This is a genomic window from Georgenia sp. AZ-5, assembly GCF_043952095.1.
Lineage (GTDB): Bacteria > Actinomycetota > Actinomycetes > Actinomycetales > Actinomycetaceae > Georgenia.
The window spans coordinates 2,956,356-2,971,880 of the sequence record NZ_JBINOU010000001.1; the positions used below are offsets into that span (position 1 = coordinate 2,956,356).

Annotated in this window: 18 protein-coding genes; 8 read left to right on the forward strand and 10 right to left on the reverse strand. The window is 73.7% G+C overall.

The annotated features are described in order from the left end of the window. Positions 1–12 precede the first annotated feature (12 nt). Genes ACF0H8_RS13820 through ACF0H8_RS13835 form a run of 4 tightly spaced genes read left to right on the forward strand, consistent with a single transcriptional unit; the run spans position 13 to position 3,074 of the window. Positions 13–324 carry a hypothetical protein gene (locus ACF0H8_RS13820; protein ID WP_395289475.1) on the forward strand — a complete coding sequence of 104 codons (312 nt, stop codon included), beginning with the start codon at positions 13–15 and terminating at the stop codon, positions 322–324. Between the two features lie 49 nt (positions 325–373). After that, on the forward strand, positions 374–715 hold the full coding sequence (locus tag ACF0H8_RS13825; RefSeq protein ID WP_395289476.1) for a hypothetical protein: 342 nt from the start codon (positions 374–376) through the stop codon (positions 713–715). Between the two features lie 23 nt (positions 716–738). Further along, the gene (locus tag ACF0H8_RS13830; protein ID WP_395289477.1) at positions 739–2,106 is read left to right on the forward strand and encodes an LLM class flavin-dependent oxidoreductase; all 1,368 of its coding nucleotides are present in this window, start codon (positions 739–741) and stop codon (positions 2,104–2,106) included. Then, positions 2,013–3,074 (forward strand): FAD-binding oxidoreductase, encoded by a 1,062-nt coding sequence (locus ACF0H8_RS13835; RefSeq protein WP_395289478.1) that lies wholly within the window; start codon positions 2,013–2,015, stop codon positions 3,072–3,074. Before ACF0H8_RS13830 ends, ACF0H8_RS13835 begins: the two co-directional genes overlap by 94 nt. Position 3,075: 1 nt before the next feature. Here the strand turns inward: ACF0H8_RS13835 and ACF0H8_RS13840 are convergent, their stop codons facing one another. Continuing rightward, positions 3,076–3,270: a hypothetical protein gene (locus ACF0H8_RS13840; RefSeq protein WP_395289479.1), complete on the reverse strand. Its 195-nt coding sequence runs from the start codon at positions 3,268–3,270 to the stop codon at positions 3,076–3,078. A 145-nt stretch (positions 3,271–3,415) separates the two neighbouring features. On the opposite strand from ACF0H8_RS13840, the gene ACF0H8_RS13845 reads away from it, so the two are divergent. After that, the gene (locus tag ACF0H8_RS13845) at positions 3,416–3,772 is read left to right on the forward strand and encodes an MmcQ/YjbR family DNA-binding protein (RefSeq protein ID WP_395289480.1); all 357 of its coding nucleotides are present in this window, start codon (positions 3,416–3,418) and stop codon (positions 3,770–3,772) included. A 37-nt stretch (positions 3,773–3,809) separates the two neighbouring features. Here ACF0H8_RS13845 and ACF0H8_RS13850 read toward each other — a convergent pair whose 3' ends face one another. From ACF0H8_RS13850 to ACF0H8_RS13890, 9 genes are all read right to left on the reverse strand, one after another. Further along, positions 3,810–4,784, reverse strand: a complete 975-nt coding sequence (locus ACF0H8_RS13850; RefSeq protein ID WP_395289481.1) for an aldo/keto reductase — start codon at positions 4,782–4,784, stop codon at positions 3,810–3,812. Positions 4,785–4,934: 150 nt separating this feature from the next. Beyond that, entirely contained in the window at positions 4,935–5,720 is a 786-nt protein-coding gene (locus ACF0H8_RS13855; protein WP_395289482.1) for a sugar isomerase domain-containing protein, read from the reverse strand. Between the two features lie 12 nt (positions 5,721–5,732). After that, positions 5,733–6,485, reverse strand: coding sequence for a GntR family transcriptional regulator (locus ACF0H8_RS13860; protein ID WP_395289483.1), 753 nt, complete (start codon positions 6,483–6,485; stop codon positions 5,733–5,735). A gap of 19 nt (positions 6,486–6,504) precedes the next feature. Beyond that, positions 6,505–7,377 carry an ROK family protein gene (locus tag ACF0H8_RS13865; protein WP_395289484.1) on the reverse strand — a complete coding sequence of 291 codons (873 nt, stop codon included), beginning with the start codon at positions 7,375–7,377 and terminating at the stop codon, positions 6,505–6,507. Then, a complete protein-coding gene (locus tag ACF0H8_RS13870; protein WP_395289485.1) occupies positions 7,377–8,279 on the reverse strand; it encodes a carbohydrate ABC transporter permease in 903 nt (300 codons plus the stop codon). The genes ACF0H8_RS13865 and ACF0H8_RS13870 overlap by 1 nt, the downstream gene beginning before the upstream one ends. Continuing rightward, positions 8,276–9,223: a carbohydrate ABC transporter permease gene (locus tag ACF0H8_RS13875; RefSeq protein WP_395289486.1), complete on the reverse strand. Its 948-nt coding sequence runs from the start codon at positions 9,221–9,223 to the stop codon at positions 8,276–8,278. The genes ACF0H8_RS13870 and ACF0H8_RS13875 overlap by 4 nt, the downstream gene beginning before the upstream one ends. Positions 9,224–9,227: 4 nt before the next feature. Then, positions 9,228–10,574 (reverse strand): extracellular solute-binding protein, encoded by a 1,347-nt coding sequence (locus tag ACF0H8_RS13880; RefSeq protein ID WP_395289487.1) that lies wholly within the window; start codon positions 10,572–10,574, stop codon positions 9,228–9,230. A 188-nt stretch (positions 10,575–10,762) separates the two neighbouring features. After that, positions 10,763–11,356, reverse strand: coding sequence for an isopentenyl-diphosphate Delta-isomerase (gene idi / locus ACF0H8_RS13885; RefSeq protein ID WP_395289488.1), 594 nt, complete (start codon positions 11,354–11,356; stop codon positions 10,763–10,765). A gap of 246 nt (positions 11,357–11,602) precedes the next feature. Continuing rightward, positions 11,603–11,929 (reverse strand): SRPBCC domain-containing protein, encoded by a 327-nt coding sequence (locus ACF0H8_RS13890; RefSeq protein ID WP_395289489.1) that lies wholly within the window; start codon positions 11,927–11,929, stop codon positions 11,603–11,605. 100 nt (positions 11,930–12,029) lie between these two features. On the opposite strand from ACF0H8_RS13890, the gene ACF0H8_RS13895 reads away from it, so the two are divergent. From ACF0H8_RS13895 to ACF0H8_RS13905, 3 genes are all read left to right on the forward strand, one after another. Then, complete coding sequence (locus ACF0H8_RS13895) at positions 12,030–13,046, forward strand: ATP-binding cassette domain-containing protein (RefSeq protein WP_395289490.1); 1,017 nt, start codon at positions 12,030–12,032, stop codon at positions 13,044–13,046. Then, complete coding sequence (locus ACF0H8_RS13900; protein WP_395289491.1) at positions 13,043–13,855, forward strand: ABC transporter permease; 813 nt, start codon at positions 13,043–13,045, stop codon at positions 13,853–13,855. The genes ACF0H8_RS13895 and ACF0H8_RS13900 overlap by 4 nt, the downstream gene beginning before the upstream one ends. A gap of 88 nt (positions 13,856–13,943) precedes the next feature. Continuing rightward, complete coding sequence (locus ACF0H8_RS13905; protein WP_395289492.1) at positions 13,944–15,512, forward strand: glutamate synthase-related protein; 1,569 nt, start codon at positions 13,944–13,946, stop codon at positions 15,510–15,512. Positions 15,513–15,525 lie beyond the last annotated feature (13 nt).

Genomic DNA, 15,525 nt, shown 5'->3' on the forward strand with positions numbered 1-15,525 from the left:
CGCCCTGCGGACGTGACTCGATCAGGCGGCCTCCCGCTGCTGGAGCACCTCACCGGGCCGAACCGCACCCCGACCACCGCCCGGCTGATCCTGTTCGGCGAGGCCAGCCACGACGCCTCGCTCCGGGCGGCGCTCACCCGCGCACGGACCGCCATGGACCCGACCGTGGCCGTGGCGCTCGCGCACCTCGGGGCGCGGGACCCGGTGACCGCCGCCCAGGCCGTCATCGCCTGCTTCGAGGGGCTGCTCCTCCGCCGCATCGGCCGGCACGAGACCGACCCGCGCCCGCTCTTCGGCCTCGTGGTCCGCGGCGCCCTGGCCTGACGGGCGACGCGCTCCCCGTCCCGTCCTCGGCCGGGGCACGGCGACCGGAATGCCGCGCGCGAAGTGGTTGTTGATGGTCCAGGACTTCCTGCCCGGCGCGCGGCTCGTGAAGTCGCTCAACCACATCGGCTACCACGAGCTCGAGACGGACCACTCCCCCGCGGGCACGCCCGGTCGCCGGGCGCTGGCCGTGGCCGGCGACGACGACGCCGCTCGCGCCGCGGTCACGGGCCTGGTCGAGCGGCTGGGCTACGACGCGGTGGACGCCGGGCCGCTCGCCGCCGGTGCCGCTCTGGAGCCGGGCACCGAGATCTTCAACGGCCGGCACGACGGCGCCGCGCTGGAGGCCCTCCTCGAGGCCGCCCGCGCCGGCGTGCAGCCGGCCATCTGACGACGAAGGAGAGAACGACCGCCTTGCCGGACTACGGCCACGACCTGCTCCTCGGGTCCTTCCTCACCCCCGCCAACGCCGACCCCCAGGAGGTCGTGCGCCTCGCCGAGGCGTCCGAGCGGGCGGGGCTGCACCTGGTGACGTTCCAGGACCACCCGTACCAGCCGGGCTTCCTCGACACGTGGACCCTGCTCAGCTACGTCGCCGCCCGCACCGAACGGGTCCGGCTCTCGGCGAACGTGCTCAACCTGCCGCTACGCCCGCCCGCCGTCCTCGCCCGCGCGGCCGCGAGCCTGGACCTGCTCAGCGGCGGCCGGCTCGAGCTCGGCCTCGGCGCCGGCGCGTTCTGGGACGCCATCGAGGCGATGGGCGGACGCCGCCTGACGCCGGGCCAGGCCGTCGACGCCCTCGGCGAGGCCATCGACGTCATCCGCGGCACGTGGGACGCGGGCAACCTCACCCCGCTGCGGGTGGACGGGCGGTACTACCGGGTCGACGGCGCCGAGCGCGGGCCCGCCCCGGCGCACGACGTCGGCATCTGGCTCGGCGCCTACCGGCCGCGGATGCTGCGCCTGACCGGACGCAAGGCGGACGGCTGGCTGCCCTCCCTCGGGTACGTGAAGTCCCTCGCCGAGCTCGCCGACGGCAACGCCGTCATCGACGAGGCCGCGGAGCGGGCCGGCCGTGAGCCCGCCGCCATCCGCCGCCTGCTCAACGTCAGCGGCCGGTTCGGCGCTCCGAGCGGCCAGCTGCCGGCCGGCCCGCCGGAGCAGTGGGTCGAGCAGCTCGCCCTGCTCACGCTCGAGCACGGCTTCTCCGGGTACATCCTGGGCGCCGACGACGAGCGCGTGCTGCGCCGCTTCGGCGAGGAGGTCGGGCCCGCGCTGCGCGAGCTCGTCGCCGCCGAGCGGCGCTCCGGCGGCGAGGGGCAGACGTCCCGGACGGTGCCGCTCACCGCGCCCGGTCGCGGGGGTGGCCTCCGCCGTCCCAGTCCCGCCCGCGCCGACGCCGCCCTGAGCCCGGGGATCGCCTACCACGCCGTGCCGGCGCGCCTGGCCGGAAAGACCATATCGCCACGGGACGCCGGGTACGACGACGTCCGCTCGACCTACATGGCGGTGGGCCACCCGGGGCTGGTGGTCATGGCCGAGGACGCCGACGACGTCGCCGCCGCCGTGACCTTCGCGCGCACCCAGGACGTGCCGCTCTCGATCCGCTCGGGCGGCCACGGCATCGCCGGACCTCCACGAACGACGGCGGCATCCTGCTCGACCTCTCACGGCTGGACGACCTCGAGGTGCTGGACCCCGCCACGCGGCGCTTCCGGGTCGGCCCCGGCGCCACGTGGGGCCACGTGGCCGAGAAGCTCGGTGCCCGCGGCTGGGCGATGACCTCGGGCAACTACGGCGACGTGGGCGTCGGCGGTCTCGCCACCGCCGGCGGCATCGGGTACCTGGCCCGGGCGCACGGTGTGACGGTCGACCACGTCGTCGCGGCCGAGCTCGTGCTCGCCGACGGCAGCAAGGTGCGCACCGACGCGGCGACGGAGCCGGACCTGTTCTGGGCGGTACGCGGCGCCGGGTCGAGCATCGGCGTGGCGACGGCGCTGGAGCTCGAGGCGCTGGAGGTGGGCAACGTCGTCGTCGGGACCTTCACCTACGACGCCACCGACGCCGCCGGGTTCCTGCTCCGCTGGTCGCGCTACCTCGCCGCGGCGCCGCGCCGGCTGACGAGCTTCCCGTTCGTCGGTGCCGCCCGGCGCGGGCAGGGCCCCGTCGCCCAGGCCATCAACGTCTGGGCGGACGACGACGTCGACGCCGCCGTGGCGGCGCTGGAGCCGATGCTGGGCCTCGCGCCGGTCGTGGACCAGCGGGCCCAGCTGGTGCCCTACGGCGCGCTCGTGCCGCCCGGGGACAGCCGGCACGTCGGTCAGCAGACGACGAGGATCCGCAGCGGCTTCGTCCCGCACACCACCGAGGAGGACGCCGCGGCACTGGCGCGGCTGCTCGCCGACCCCGCCGTGCAGGTGCTCGAGGTCCGCTCGATGGGCGGGGCGGTGGCCGACGTCGACCCGGCCGCCACCGCGTTCGCGCACCGGCGCCAGGAGGTCTTCGTCAGCGCCTGGGGCACGCCCGGCGCCGCGGAGCGCTTCGACGCCGCGTGGTCGGCGTTCGCGCCGCACACCTCGGGGCTGTACGCCGTCTACACCTCCGACCTGCGGCCGGAGCGGGTGCACGACGCCTACCCGGGCGCGACCTACGACCGGCTCGCCGAGATCAAGCGGCGGGTCGACCCGGGCAACCTCTTCGCCCGGGGGCTGATCGTGGCCCCGGCCGGATCGGAGGCCGGGCGGGGCTGACTCAGCCGCGCCCGGGCGCGGCGTCCTCCTCGCCGGCCTCGTCGTCGTCGCCGAGCTGCTCGGCGACGACGTCGGGCTCCTCGCCCCCGATGCCGAAACCGGGCGCCGCGTCCGGCGCGCCCTGACCGAGGTCGGCGGCGGGCACGGAGTCGCGGTCGGGGTGGAGGTTGGGCTGGAACGGCTGCGCCATCGACATGTCACCTGCCTACCAGAGCGGCCCGGACGGCGCGCGGGGAGCGGGCGTCACGCACCACGGACGCCGGCGCGGTCACGCCGCCCTGGCGCGGAGACCTCCCACCCGGCGTCCGCGCGGCGATACTGAGGGTGGGAAGGAGCCTTCCATGCGGTGGTCCGAGCTGGTCGAGTACTGCCTGGCCAAGCCGGGCGCCTGGCCCGACGAGCCGTGGGACGACGGCGTCGTCGCCAAGGTCGGGCCGAAGATCTTCGCGTTCCTGGGCACGGAGGGCTCCCGCGCGCTCGGGGTGAAGGCCGGCGCCAGCCGCGAGGAGGCGGACGAGTGGCTGCTGCGCTACCCGGACGACGCCGAGGTCATGGCCTACATCGGCCGCTCCGGGTGGAACAGCCTGCGCATCGACGGCGCCATCCCCGACGAGGAGCTGCTCGAGGCCGTCGACGACTCCTACGACGCGGTGGTGCGCAGGCTACCGCGCAAGGACCGTCCCGCCGTCGCGGGCTGAGGACCGAACCGCTCGTCCCGCGCCGCTCCGCCCCGGCTCAGAAGAGCGCGACCCGCGGCACGCGCGGGAAGATGTCGTCCAGGTCGGCGAGGTCCTGCGCCGTGGGCGTCCAGCTCACCGCCGCGGCGTTCTCCCGGACCTGCTCGGGCCGGGTGGCTCCGGCGATGACGGACGCGACGGCGGGCTGCGCGGCCAGCCACGAGAGCGCCACCTCGACCTCGCTCAGGGCCCGCTCGTGCGCGAAGGCGCTGAAGCGGCGCAGCTGCTCGAAGTCGGCCTCCTCCAGCAGGTACTGGCGCGAGTGCGTGAGGCGGCTGCCCTCCGGCGCAGCACCTCGCGCGTACTTCCCCGTGAGCAGGCCGTTCGCGAGCGGGAAGTACGGCACCAGCCCCAGGCCGAAGTGCTCCACCGCCGGGACGACCTCCAGCTCCGCGCGCCGGTCGAGGAGGTTGTAGTGGTTCTGCGCGGAGACGAACGGTGCGTACCCGCCGGCCCTGGCCACGTGGTGGGCGTCGGCGATCTGCCAGCCGGTGAGGTTGGAGTGGCCGATGTAGCGCACCTTGCCCGCCGTGACCAGGTCGTCGAGCGCGTCGAGCGTCTCCTCGACCGGGGTGAGCGGGTCCGGCGTGTGGTACTGGTACAGGTCGATCCAGTCCGTGCCCAGCCGGCGGAGCGACGACTCGACGGCGGTGACGATGTACCGCCGGGACCCGCGGGCGCCGTGGTCGGGCCCGTTGGCGCCCTTCATGTCCATGCCGAACTTCGTGGCGACGACGACGTCCTCGCGCCGGCTGCCGAGCGCCCGGCCCAGGAGCTCCTCGCTCAGGCCCGGCGTGCGGCCGTAGCTGTCGGCGGTGTCGAACAGGGTGATCCCGGCGTCCAGGGCCGCGTGCACCACGGCGGCGGCACCCTCGGCCGACTCGCTGGCGGTACCGGCGCGCCCGAGGTTGTTGCACCCCAGGCCGACGACGGAGACGGTCAGGCCCGAGCGGCCGAGGCGGTTGTGCTTCATGCCCCGACAGTAGGCAGACCGGCCCCAGCCCGCGCGGGTGCCCCGCCAGGCGCGTCGCCGTGACCACGCCCGGCAGCACGCCCGGGTCGCACCGCGGGCGGCGCCGGGCCCCACCCGGGGCTGCCCGCCGGACTCGACGAACCCGCAGGCTCAGCGCCCTGCGGGGTCCTGCGCGAGGGTCCGGCCCCGGGCGGCGTGCACGTACCGCGCGTGCTCGTCGAAGACCTCGTCGTTGGACGACAGCGTGGCCCCCGGCACGGTCGGGGACACGAAGGTCGGGACGGTCACGCCGCGTCCGGCGAGGACCGCCGCGGTGCGGCAGATGATCTCGTGGCTCACGACGGCCGCGACGACGGTGGAGGACCCGCCGACCGGGCGGTCCCAGCCGTCCACCCGGACGATGGCGTCCTCCACGGGCACCCCGGTGTCGACCATGACGTCGGCGACGTCCGCGAGGCGCTTGCCCGTCGAGTGCGACGTAGGCCGTGCCAGGCTCGCGGCCGACGTCACGGCGACGACGAACAGCCCCCGCTCCTTGGCGTACAGGGCGGCGTCGATCCCCGCGGCGTTGAGCCCGCTGTGCGAGTAGACCACCAGCACGTCCCCGGCTGCCAGCGGCTCGTGGTCGAGGAACTTGTCGATGTACTTCTCCGTGCGCTCCAGCCAGAGCAGCTCCCGCACCCCGCCGGGGCCGAGCACGTTGTGCCACATCAGCCTGGGGTCGTTCAGCGGGTACAGGCCCACGAAGCTGCCGTAGCGGGGGAAGGCCTCCAGCGTCGGGATCACCGAGTGGCCGCTGCCGAACAAGTGGATCAGCCCCTTGGCCTGGAGGGTGTCCGCGCACTGGCGGGCCACCCGCTCCAGCGCCTCGTCCTGCGAGCTCGCGAGCTCCTCGAGCAGGTGGACCAGACGGGTGGTGTACGAGCGCGTGGGCATGAGCGACCTCTCTCAGGGATTGCGCAGGGCGAGCCGGATCTCGTAGCTGTCACCACGGATGACGCTCGACGTGTGCTCGAAGGCGCCACGACCGTCGTACGTCACGCGCGTGACGCTGAAGGCGTGGCTTCCGCGCGGGACCTCGAGCAGCGGGGCGAGGGAGGACGGCACGCCGAGCACGCGGAAGACCTCGACCGCCTCGACCGGCACGACTGCGTAATGGGTGGCCAGCACCTCGTACAGCGAGCCGTCCTCCCGCACCCGTCCGGGCAGACCGGGGAACAGCTCGGCGACCAGCAGGCTGGTCTGCACGGCGATTGGCCGGCCGTCCGCCGTCCGGACACGCCGCAACCGGAACAGCTCCGTGCCCGGCTCACGCTCCATCGCCGCGGCGACGTCGGCGGAGGCGGCCACCGTGTCGACGCCGAGGACGTGGGCCCCCGGCCGCTTGCCGAGGGCGCCGAGCTCCTGGGAGAAGGAGGAGACGGACCTGGCCGTGGCCGTCAGCCGGTGGTCCCGGACGAACGTGCCCCGGCCGCGCGCCCGGCTGAGCAGACCACGCCGGACGAGCCGGGCGAGGGCCTGCCGCACCGTGACCCGGCTGACGCCGTAGGCGACGCACAGCTCCTGCTCGGTGGGGATGCGCCGGCCCGGCTCCCACTCGCCGGAGGTGATGCGCCGCAGCAGCAGCTCCTCCACCTGCACGTACAGGGGGACCATGGATGCGGTGTCGACGCCCTGGGTCACACCCGCCGACGTGCTCACAGCAGGACCCCCGGCGCCCTCACAGCAGCACCTCCGGCGCGAGCGCCACGTGGAGGGCGCCGACCACCCCGGCGTGCGGCCCGCACGCCGCCGCCAGCACGGGCACCTCACGGCCCGCCGGGGATGCGGCGGCGCGGTGCGCCCGGGCGAGCGGGGCGGCCAGGACGTCCATGGCTGCACTGATCCCACCCGCGACGACGACCACCTCGGGGTCGAGCACGCTGGCCAGCGCGGCAGTTCCGCGCCCGAGCAGCGTGGCGTACCGGTCGGTGATCGTTCGCGCGGCGCCGTCACCGCCGCGGACGGCCTCGAGCAGGCCCGCGGCACCCCCCCACGGCTGCCCCATCTGCTCGAGCGCGAGCCCGGAGGCCACCTGCTCCCAGCCGCCGTGGTCCCGGTCCGGCAGGGCCCCGTTCATGGGCAGCCAGCCGAACGAGCCCGCGCAGCCGCGGACGCCGCGGACCAACCGCCGGTTGATGAGCACGGCCCCGCCGATGCCCGTGCCGACCGCGACGAGGACCGCGGAGGAGCGTCCGGCGACGACGCCCTCCCGCACCTCCGCGACCAGCGTGGCCTGGGCGTCGTTGAGGAGGACGCACGACCCGCCCAGCCGGTCGGCGACGGCGCCGGCCAGCGGGAAGCCGTCGAGAAAGGGCAGCTGGGGCACCCATCCCGGCACCTCCGCGCCCGTCCATCCCGGCAGCCCTACCGCGGTCGCGGCGGACGGCCGGCCGTCGCCGACCTCGCGCACCAGGGCGGCGACCGCGTCCACGAGGGCCTCCGCGGTGCGGGGCACGGGCACCTCGCGCACCGCCGTGCGCCGCCCGCCGTCGTCCTGGCCGACCACGCGCAGGCGGGTGCCGCCCACGTCCACCCCGACTGCCAGCGGCATCACTTCACCCCTGTCCGAGCGATGCCCTGGACGAACACCCGCTGGGCGAGCAGGAAAACCACCAGCGTGGGCAGGCTCGCCACCAGCGCGCCGGCCATCACGACGTTCTGGTAGCCCACGCTCATCGTGTAGGAGAGCAGGCGGGACAGCGTGAGCACCACCGGGTACTTGGCCTCGGACTGCAGGATCGACAACGGCCACAGGAAGTTGTTCCAGTAGTACACGACCGTGAAGACGAGCAGGGTGACGACGGCGGGCCGCAGCAGCGGGGCGACGACGCGCACGAGGATGCGCGGCTCGCTGGCGCCGTCGATGCGGGCCGCGTCGATGAGCTCGTCGGGGACGTCCGCGATGAATTGCCGCATGAGGAAGATCCCGAAGGCGTTGACGAGCCATGGCAGCATCACGCCGGCGTAGGAGTCGGACAGGCCCATGCTCGAGACCAGGTGGTACAGCGGCACCAGGGTGATGATGGGCGGCAGGAACATCGTCGCGATCACTGCCCAGAAGATCGCGTCACGCCCGGCGAAGCGGTACTTGGCGAAGACGTACCCGGCCATGGTGGACGTCACGAGCACGGACAGGCTGCACACCCCGGTGATCAGCACGCTGTTGAGGATGGACCGGCCGAAGGGCACGTCCGTGAACACGGTGGCGTAGGCGTCGAGGGTCGCCTGCTGGGGGAACCACGTGGGAGGGATGCTGCCGAACTCCTGGGGCGTCTTCAGCGTGGAGATCACCAGCCAGTACAGCGGTGCGAACTGCACGGCCGCGGCCAGGACGAGCACGGCGTACAGCCCCACGCGCCCGGGGGTCAGCCGGTGCGCCCGGCGGTCCGCGCGCGGCCGGGCGGGCTGCGGCGGCGGGACCGCGACACCCACCGGCGGGGGCAAGGCGGTCATGCCCGCCTCCGGACCGCACCGAGGATCCCGGCCACCGCGGCGAGCAGGACCAGCAGGCTGAACGCCATGGCGCTGGCCTCGCCCGCCAGGCCGTTCTGGAAGGCGGTGCGCTGGATGTCGAAGGACAGGACGTTCGTGGCGTCCACCGGGCCGCCCTGGGTGAGCAGGTACACCGGGTCGAAGACCTGGATGGAGTTGATGACCGCCATGAGCAGCACGAAGACGAGCGCCCCGCGCAGCAGCGGGACGGTGATGCTCACCGTCTGCCGGACCGGCCCGGCGCCGTCGATCCGCGCGGCCTCGTAGACCTCCTCCGGGATCTGGGTCAGCCCCGCCACGAGGAGCACGACGTAGTACCCGAGCATCTGCCAGACGTTGAAGATGACCAGCGAGTACAGCGCCGCGTCGGGGTTGGACAGCCACCCGGGAGAGTCGACGCCCACCAGCGCGAGGAGGTTGTCGAGAGGGCCGTAGCCGGGGGCGTAGACGTTCGACCAGATGATGACGATCGCGACGGTGGGTACGACGTAGGTGGCGAAGAGCAGGACCCGGACCACTCCCCGGCCGCGCAGCTGCGGGAAGTACAGCAGCAGCGCCAGCAGGAGCGCCAGGGGGATGGTGACGGCGGCGCTGAGGCCGACGTAGACCACGGTGTTGCGCACCGCGGCCATGTGCGTGGAGCTCGCGACGACGGCACGGTAGTTGTCGAGCCCGACGAACTCCATGTCGGTGATGGGTGTGAACATCGACCACCGGTGCAGGCTGATCCAGAGGGTCAGCACCATGGGCAGGACGACGAACGCCGCGATCAGCACGAGCGCGGGGCTGAGGAAGCCGGCCGCGGCGAGCCGGTACTTCTTCGTCGGTGCCTGCACCGCCGGGGCCGGGTGCGGCGCCCGGGCACGGCGCGTGCCGCGCCCGGGCGCGTCGAGCGTCGTCGCCATGGCGTCAGCCGCCGAGCGCGGCATCCACCTCCGCGGTGGCCGCGTCCATCGCCTGCTGGGCGGACTCCCGGCCGAAAACCAGCGCCTCGACGTGCCTCTGCACCGCCTGGCTCGCCGCGTCGCCGCCGATGACGGTGGGGAACGGCGTCGCGTTCGGCAGCTGGTCGACGTACGTCTGCAGGAACGGGTCGGACAGCGTGTCCTCGTGAGCGTCCAGGTCCGACTGGCGGCTGGGCAGGATGCCCATGCCGATCAGGATGTCGCCCATGGCCGAGGACCCCTCCTCCCCGGAGTCGGGACCGTTGAGGTAGGTGAGAAACTTCCACGCCGCCTCCTGGGCGGCGTCGTCGGCGTTGCCGTTGACCATGGTGAGCCACGAGTAGGAGATCGACGAGGACTGCGTGCCGTCGGGCCCGACGGGGACCGGCGCGGTCGCCACGTCGGCGTAGGCGTCGCCCATCGCCTCCTTCAGGGAGGCCTGCCACCAGTTCGCCATGATGATCATGCCCGTCTTGCCGTTCGCGAAGTTGTCCAGGTACGGGCCCGTGGTGTTGGCGTTGGCCGCGGACATGTCGGGGTTGATCGACCCGTCCGCGAGCATGCGCTCGTAGAGCTGCGCGACCGCGACCACCTTGGCGTCGGTCAGGGCGGCCCTGCCCTGGTCGTCCAGGAGGTACCCACCGTTGGAGGCTGCCAGGGAGAGGAACGGGTGCACCGCGCCCGACGCCCAGTTGGTGATGACACCGAAGCCCTGCTGCCCGGCCGCCTCGTCCGTCAGCGCCATGGCGTGCGAGGCGAGCTCGTCGAAGGTCGTCGGAGGGCCGTCCAGGCCCGCCTCCTCGAAGAGGCGGGTGTTGTAGTTCAGCGCGTACAGGTCGATCTCGTTGGGGAACCCGTACACCTGGCCGTCACTGCTGGAGGCGCTGACGACGTTTTCCGGCCAGTTCGCGGTGACGTCCTGCGCCACGTCGTCGGGGGCCGGCGCGGCGACGCCGTCGCGGACCAGCTCGGGCAGCCAGGCGTCGTAGATGCTCGCGACCGTGGGACCTCCCGGCGAGCCGGCCTGCGTGCGCAGCGTGCTGAGCAGGTTGGCGAACGGCACCGCCTGGACGGTCACGGTGATGTCCGGCTCCTCCTCGTTGAAGGCCTCGGCGGCCGCCTCGAGCTCGCGGACCTGGTCCGGGCCCCAGTGGGTGAGGAAGCGGATCTCCTGCCCCGCGCCGCCCTCGGCGGCGTCGGGGGAGGTCTCCGCGCCCTCGTCACCGCCCGCCCCGCACGCCGCGAGCAGCACAGCGACGCCCGCGGCAGCCGCGAGGGCTCGGCGCCGGCGCGGGTGAACATTGAGCTTCATCGATCTCTCCTTCCAGCGGCCCGCCGCAGGCACCGTCGCCTCCGCGGCTCGCTCGGAAATATGTTGTAACAAATTTCCGGCACAGGGAAGAGCCCTCCGCGGCCACCCCTCCCCTTCGTCGGCGGCCGCACCTCGCCTTCGTCGGCGGCCGCGGACCGCCCACGACGGGCCGCGGCGGCGTCGCATCGTCAGCCGTGGCGCCCGAAGAGCCTGGCGAGGCGCTGGTCGGCGAGCTGCAGCACGAGCCACGGCGAGAACGTGAACGGCGCGGCCCGCACGGCGGTGAGCAGGTCCTGCGGCGACACCCACCGGTACTCGGCCACCTCGTCGGGCTCGGCCGCGAGCTCGCCGTCGAAGCGGGCGGCGTAGACGGGGCAGATCTCGTTCTCCACGACGCCGGAGGCGTCGACCGCCCGATACCGGAACTCGGGCAGGACGACGGCGGGGTGGGTGACGTCGATGCCCAGCTCGAACCGGCCCCGGCGCGCGAGCGCGTCCTCGACCCGCTCCCCGGGGGCCGGGTGCCCGCAGAAGCTGTTCGTCCACACCCCGGGCCAGGTGAGCTTGGTCAGGGCGCGCCGGGTGACGAGGACACGCCCGGCCCGGTCGAACACGTGGCACGAGAACGCCTGGTGCAGCGGCGTGTCGGCGCCGTGCACCAAGGCCTTGTCCGCCGTCCCCACCGGTCGGCCGGCGTCGTCGAGGAGGACGACCTCCTCCCGGGCGGCCGTGCCGGTAGCGGCGAGCGACGGTGCGAAGTCGTCCGGTTCCAGGTCGGTCATGCGGGCGGTCCCTCCGTCGGCGCGCGGGATCTCGGCGCCCGCCCTGGGAGCCTATCGCCGGTCTCCGCCGCCTCACCGGGCACCTTGCCGCCCGTCGTGCTGGGCGCGCACCGGTGTGCGTGCCCGTGCCGCCGGGCCGTCACCGCCCGGCCTCCTGCTCGGCCGCGGCGCGCAGCCCGTCGAGCGCGGTGCGCCAGTTGGCCCGGGAGTGCTCGGCCGCCGCCGGGGTGGGGTTGTTGTCCTGCGTCAGGTCACCCGCGTGCCGCCGTCGGTCTCCTGGAGGGCGAAGGTGAGCTCGTGGTAGTTCTCCGGCACGTCGGCCTGACCGGACAGCGGGCTGAAGTGGCTGTAGCGCAGCGGCCGCGGCTCCTCCACCTGAAGGATCTCGCCGAGGTCCACGAACGCCCGGCCCTCCCACGTCCCCGCGAAGGTGATGGGCTGCCGGGGGAAGTCGCTGCTGACGGTGGCGCCCAGCATGTACCGGCCGGCCAGCTCGGAGGTGACCAGCGCCCGCCACACCGCCGACGGCGGCGCCGCGATCTCGACCGTGGCGGTGGAGACGAAGCCCTTCATGGCCGGCCCTCCCATGCGTGGCTGCGGCGCAGGGTACGCCCGCCCGGCACACGCGAAAAGTCCTGTCCGCCGGGAAGGGGCACGCGTAGCGTCTCCTCCCGTGACATACGCCATCGAGGCCGTAGGTCTCGCCAAGCGGTACGGCACCGTCGTCGCCCTGGACGACTTCGGCCTGCAGGTGCCCGCCGGCACCGTCCTCGGGCTCCTCGGACCCAACGGCGCGGGCAAGACGACGTGCATCCGGATCTTCACCACGCTCCTGCGCGCCGACGCCGGCCGCGCCACAGTCGCCGGGGCGGACGTGCTCACCCAGCCGGGCACCGTCCGCGAGCGCATCGGCGTCTCCGGGCAGTACGCCGCCGTCGACGAGTACCTCACGGGCTTCGAGAACCTCGACATGATCGGGCAGCTGTACCACCTGCCGCGCCACCGCAGCCGGGAGCGGGCCCGGGAGCTGCTCGGCCAGTTCCGGCTCGAGGACGCCGCCGACCGGCCCGCCAGGACCTACTCCGGCGGCATGCGCCGCCGGCTCGACCTCGCCGGCGCGCTGGTCGCCGACCCGCCCGTGCTGTTCCTGGACGAGCCCACCACCGGCCTGGACCCGCGCTCCCGGCTGGAGATGTGGGAGATCATCCAGACGCTTGTCACCGGCGGCAGCACGGTGCTGCTGACCACCCAGTACCTCGACGAGGCCGACCAGCTGGCCGACGAGATCGTCGTCGTCGACCGCGGGCGCGCGATCGCCCGCGGCACCGCCGACCACCTCAAGGCCGAGGTCGGCGGCGAGCGACTGGAGGTCACCGTCTCCGACGCCGGTCAGCTGGGCGCGGCGCGCGAGCTGCTGGCGCCGCTGGCCGTCGGCGCCCCGAGCACCGACGAGCGCGTGCGGCTGCTGGCGGTGCCCGTCTCCGGCGGCACCGCCCCCCTGGTCGAGGCCCTGCACCGCCTCGACGCCGCCCGCATCCCGGTGGACGACATCGGCATCCGCCGGCCCACGCTGGACGACGTCTTCCTCACCCTCACCGGCCACGCAGCCGAGGAGCAGCCCGCCGAGCAGGGAGCCGGCGCGGCGGCCGGTGACGGCATGAGCCGACGCTCCCGGAGGGAGACGGCATGAGCCTGCGCAACGCCGTCCACGACGGCCAGGTGGTCGCCCGGCGGAACCTCATCAAGATCAAGCGGGTGCCGGACCTGCTCGTCTTCACCACCATCCAGCCGATCATGTTCGTGCTGCTCTTCGCGTACGTCTTCGGCGGGGCCATCGGGCAGGAGGACGGCGGGGCGGCCTACCGGGAGTTCCTCATCGCCGGCATCTTCGCCCAGACGGTCGTCTTCGGCGCCACCATCACCGGCGCGGGGCTGGCCGACGACATCAAGAAGGGCATCATCGACCGGTTCCGGTCGCTGCCGATGTCCGGCTCCGCGGTGCTGGTGGGGCGGACCCTCTCCGACGTCGTCAACAACGTCCTGGTGCTGGTGGTCATGGGCCTGACCGGGCTGGTCGTGGGCTGGCGCATCCGCACCTCGGTGCCGGAGGCGCTGCTCGCCGTCGTGCTCCTGCTCGTCTTCGCCTACGCCATCTCCTGGATCATGGCGTGGATCGGCATGCTGGTGCCCACGCCGGAGGTCGTGAACAACGCGGCGTTCATCGTCATCTTCCCGCTGACGTTCATCGCGAACACGTTCGTGCCGCTGGACACCCTGCCCGGGCCGCTGCAGACGTTCGCGGAGTGGAACCCCGTCTCGGCGGTGACCCAGGCGGCCCGCGACCTGTTCGGCAACCCGGACCCCAACCCGCTGGCGCCGGCGCCCACGTCGTGGGCGCTGCAGAACCCCGAGCTGTACACGGTGCTGTGGGCCGGGGTGATCCTGGCGGTGTTCGTGCCCCTGGCGACCTGGCAGTACCAGCGCTCGACCAGCCGCTGACGACGCGGCCGCGCCCTTCCGTCCCCGCGGCCGGTGAGGTGGCGCCGCCCGCCTCGCCGCCGCCACCGCCCAGGAGCACACTGTGCGCATGAGATGGTCGACGGCGCTCATCCCACTGGCCGGCGTCGCAGGCGTGGCGGCACACGACCTGCTGCAGAAGCGCCGGACCCTCCTGCGCAACTTCCCTGTCATCGGGCACGTCCGGTACGCCATCGAGGCCGTCGGCCCGGAGCTGCGGCAGTACGTCGTCGCCGGCAACGACGAGGAACGTCCCTTCAGCCGGGACCAGCGCCGGTGGATCTACGCCTCCGCCAAGGGCGAGAACAACTACTTCGGCTTCGGCACGGACAACGACGTCGAGCGCTCCGACGGCTACCCCATCATCAAGCACCGCACCTTCTCCGCCGTCGCGCCGACGTCGCACCCCAAGGCCGGGGAGGACGTGAGCCTGCCCTGCGCAAAGGTGCTCGGCGGCGCCCGGGGCCGGGCCCAGGCGTTCCGGCCCCGCTCGGTCGTCAACGTCTCCGCCATGAGCTACGGCTCCCTCTCGGGGCCGGCTGTCGAGGCGCTGAACAAGGGGGCGGCGCTGACCGGCGCGCTCCACAACACCGGTGAGGGCGGGCTCTCCCCGCACCACCGCCACGGCGGTGAGCTGATCTTCCAGATCGGCACCGCGTACTTCGGCTGCCGCGACGAGGACGGCGCGTTCGACCTCGTGCGACTGAAGGACCTGGTGGAGTCCGCGCCCGTGCGGGCGCTCGAGGTCAAGCTCAGCCAGGGCGCCAAGCCAGGCCTGGGCGGGGTGCTCCCGGCGGCGAAGGTCTCCCCCGAGATCGCGAAGATCCGCGGCATCAGCGAGGGCCAGGACTGCATCAGCCCGTCCCGGCACGCCGAGTTCTCCGACGTCGACAGCATGCTCGACTGGGTGGAGTTGCTCGCCGCGGAGACCGGACTGCCGGTGGGGATCAAGTCCGCGGTCGGCGACATGGCGTTCTGGGACGAGCTGGCGGCCCACATGGCCGGCGACGGCCGAGGCGTCGACTTCATCACCATCGACGGCGGGGAGGGCGGCACCGGCGCCGCGCCCATGACCTTCACCGACTCGGTGTCGCTGCCCTTCCGGGTGGCGTTCCCGCGGGTGTACTCGGTCTTCGCCGAGGCCGGCCTGACCGACGACGTCGTCTTCATGGGAGCGGGCAAGCTCGGCCTGGTCGACAACGCCATCGTCGCGTTCGCGATGGGGTGCGACCTCGTCAACGTCGCCCGGGAGGCGATGCTGGCGATCGGGTGCGTCCAGGCGCAGAAGTGCCACACGGACCGCTGCCCTGTGGGCGTGGCCACGCAGAACCCGTGGCTCGCGCACGGCCTCGACCCCACGCTGAAGTCCACCCGGCTCGCGGGCTACATCCGCACCTTCAACCGGGACCTGCTCAAGGTCGCCGAGTCCTGCGGGGTCCTCCACCCGGGCCTCATCGACGTCGACGACGTCGAGCTGCTGGCCGGCAACCAGTACGGCCGCCCGCTGCGCGAGGTGGTGGGCTACGCGCCGGGCTGGGGCCAGCCCTCGGAACGGCTGCGGGCGGAGCTCACGGCCATCATGGCGCCGGCCGCGCCCACCGGGGGCAGCGCCCCCGAGTCGGAGACGGCGCACGGCTGAAGCGGACCCGGCA

Coding starts and splice junctions, on each gene's coding strand:
- ACF0H8_RS13825 (WP_395289476.1), top strand. CDS start 374: ATGCCGCGCGCGAAGTGGTTGTTGATGGTCCAGGACTTCCTGCCCGGC.
- ACF0H8_RS13840 (WP_395289479.1), bottom strand. CDS start 3,270: ATGTCGATGGCGCAGCCGTTCCAGCCCAACCTCCACCCCGACCGCGAC.
- ACF0H8_RS13845 (WP_395289480.1), top strand. CDS start 3,416: ATGCGGTGGTCCGAGCTGGTCGAGTACTGCCTGGCCAAGCCGGGCGCC.
- ACF0H8_RS13850 (WP_395289481.1), bottom strand. CDS start 4,784: ATGAAGCACAACCGCCTCGGCCGCTCGGGCCTGACCGTCTCCGTCGTC.
- ACF0H8_RS13855 (WP_395289482.1), bottom strand. CDS start 5,720: ATGCCCACGCGCTCGTACACCACCCGTCTGGTCCACCTGCTCGAGGAG.
- ACF0H8_RS13865 (WP_395289484.1), bottom strand. CDS start 7,377: ATGCCGCTGGCAGTCGGGGTGGACGTGGGCGGCACCCGCCTGCGCGTG.
- ACF0H8_RS13870 (WP_395289485.1), bottom strand. CDS start 8,279: ATGACCGCCTTGCCCCCGCCGGTGGGTGTCGCGGTCCCGCCGCCGCAG.
- ACF0H8_RS13875 (WP_395289486.1), bottom strand. CDS start 9,223: ATGGCGACGACGCTCGACGCGCCCGGGCGCGGCACGCGCCGTGCCCGG.
- ACF0H8_RS13880 (WP_395289487.1), bottom strand. CDS start 10,574: ATGAAGCTCAATGTTCACCCGCGCCGGCGCCGAGCCCTCGCGGCTGCC.
- idi (WP_395289488.1), bottom strand. CDS start 11,356: ATGACCGACCTGGAACCGGACGACTTCGCACCGTCGCTCGCCGCTACC.
- ACF0H8_RS13890 (WP_395289489.1), bottom strand. CDS start 11,929: ATGAAGGGCTTCGTCTCCACCGCCACGGTCGAGATCGCGGCGCCGCCG.
- ACF0H8_RS13900 (WP_395289491.1), top strand. CDS start 13,043: ATGAGCCTGCGCAACGCCGTCCACGACGGCCAGGTGGTCGCCCGGCGG.
- ACF0H8_RS13905 (WP_395289492.1), top strand. CDS start 13,944: ATGAGATGGTCGACGGCGCTCATCCCACTGGCCGGCGTCGCAGGCGTG.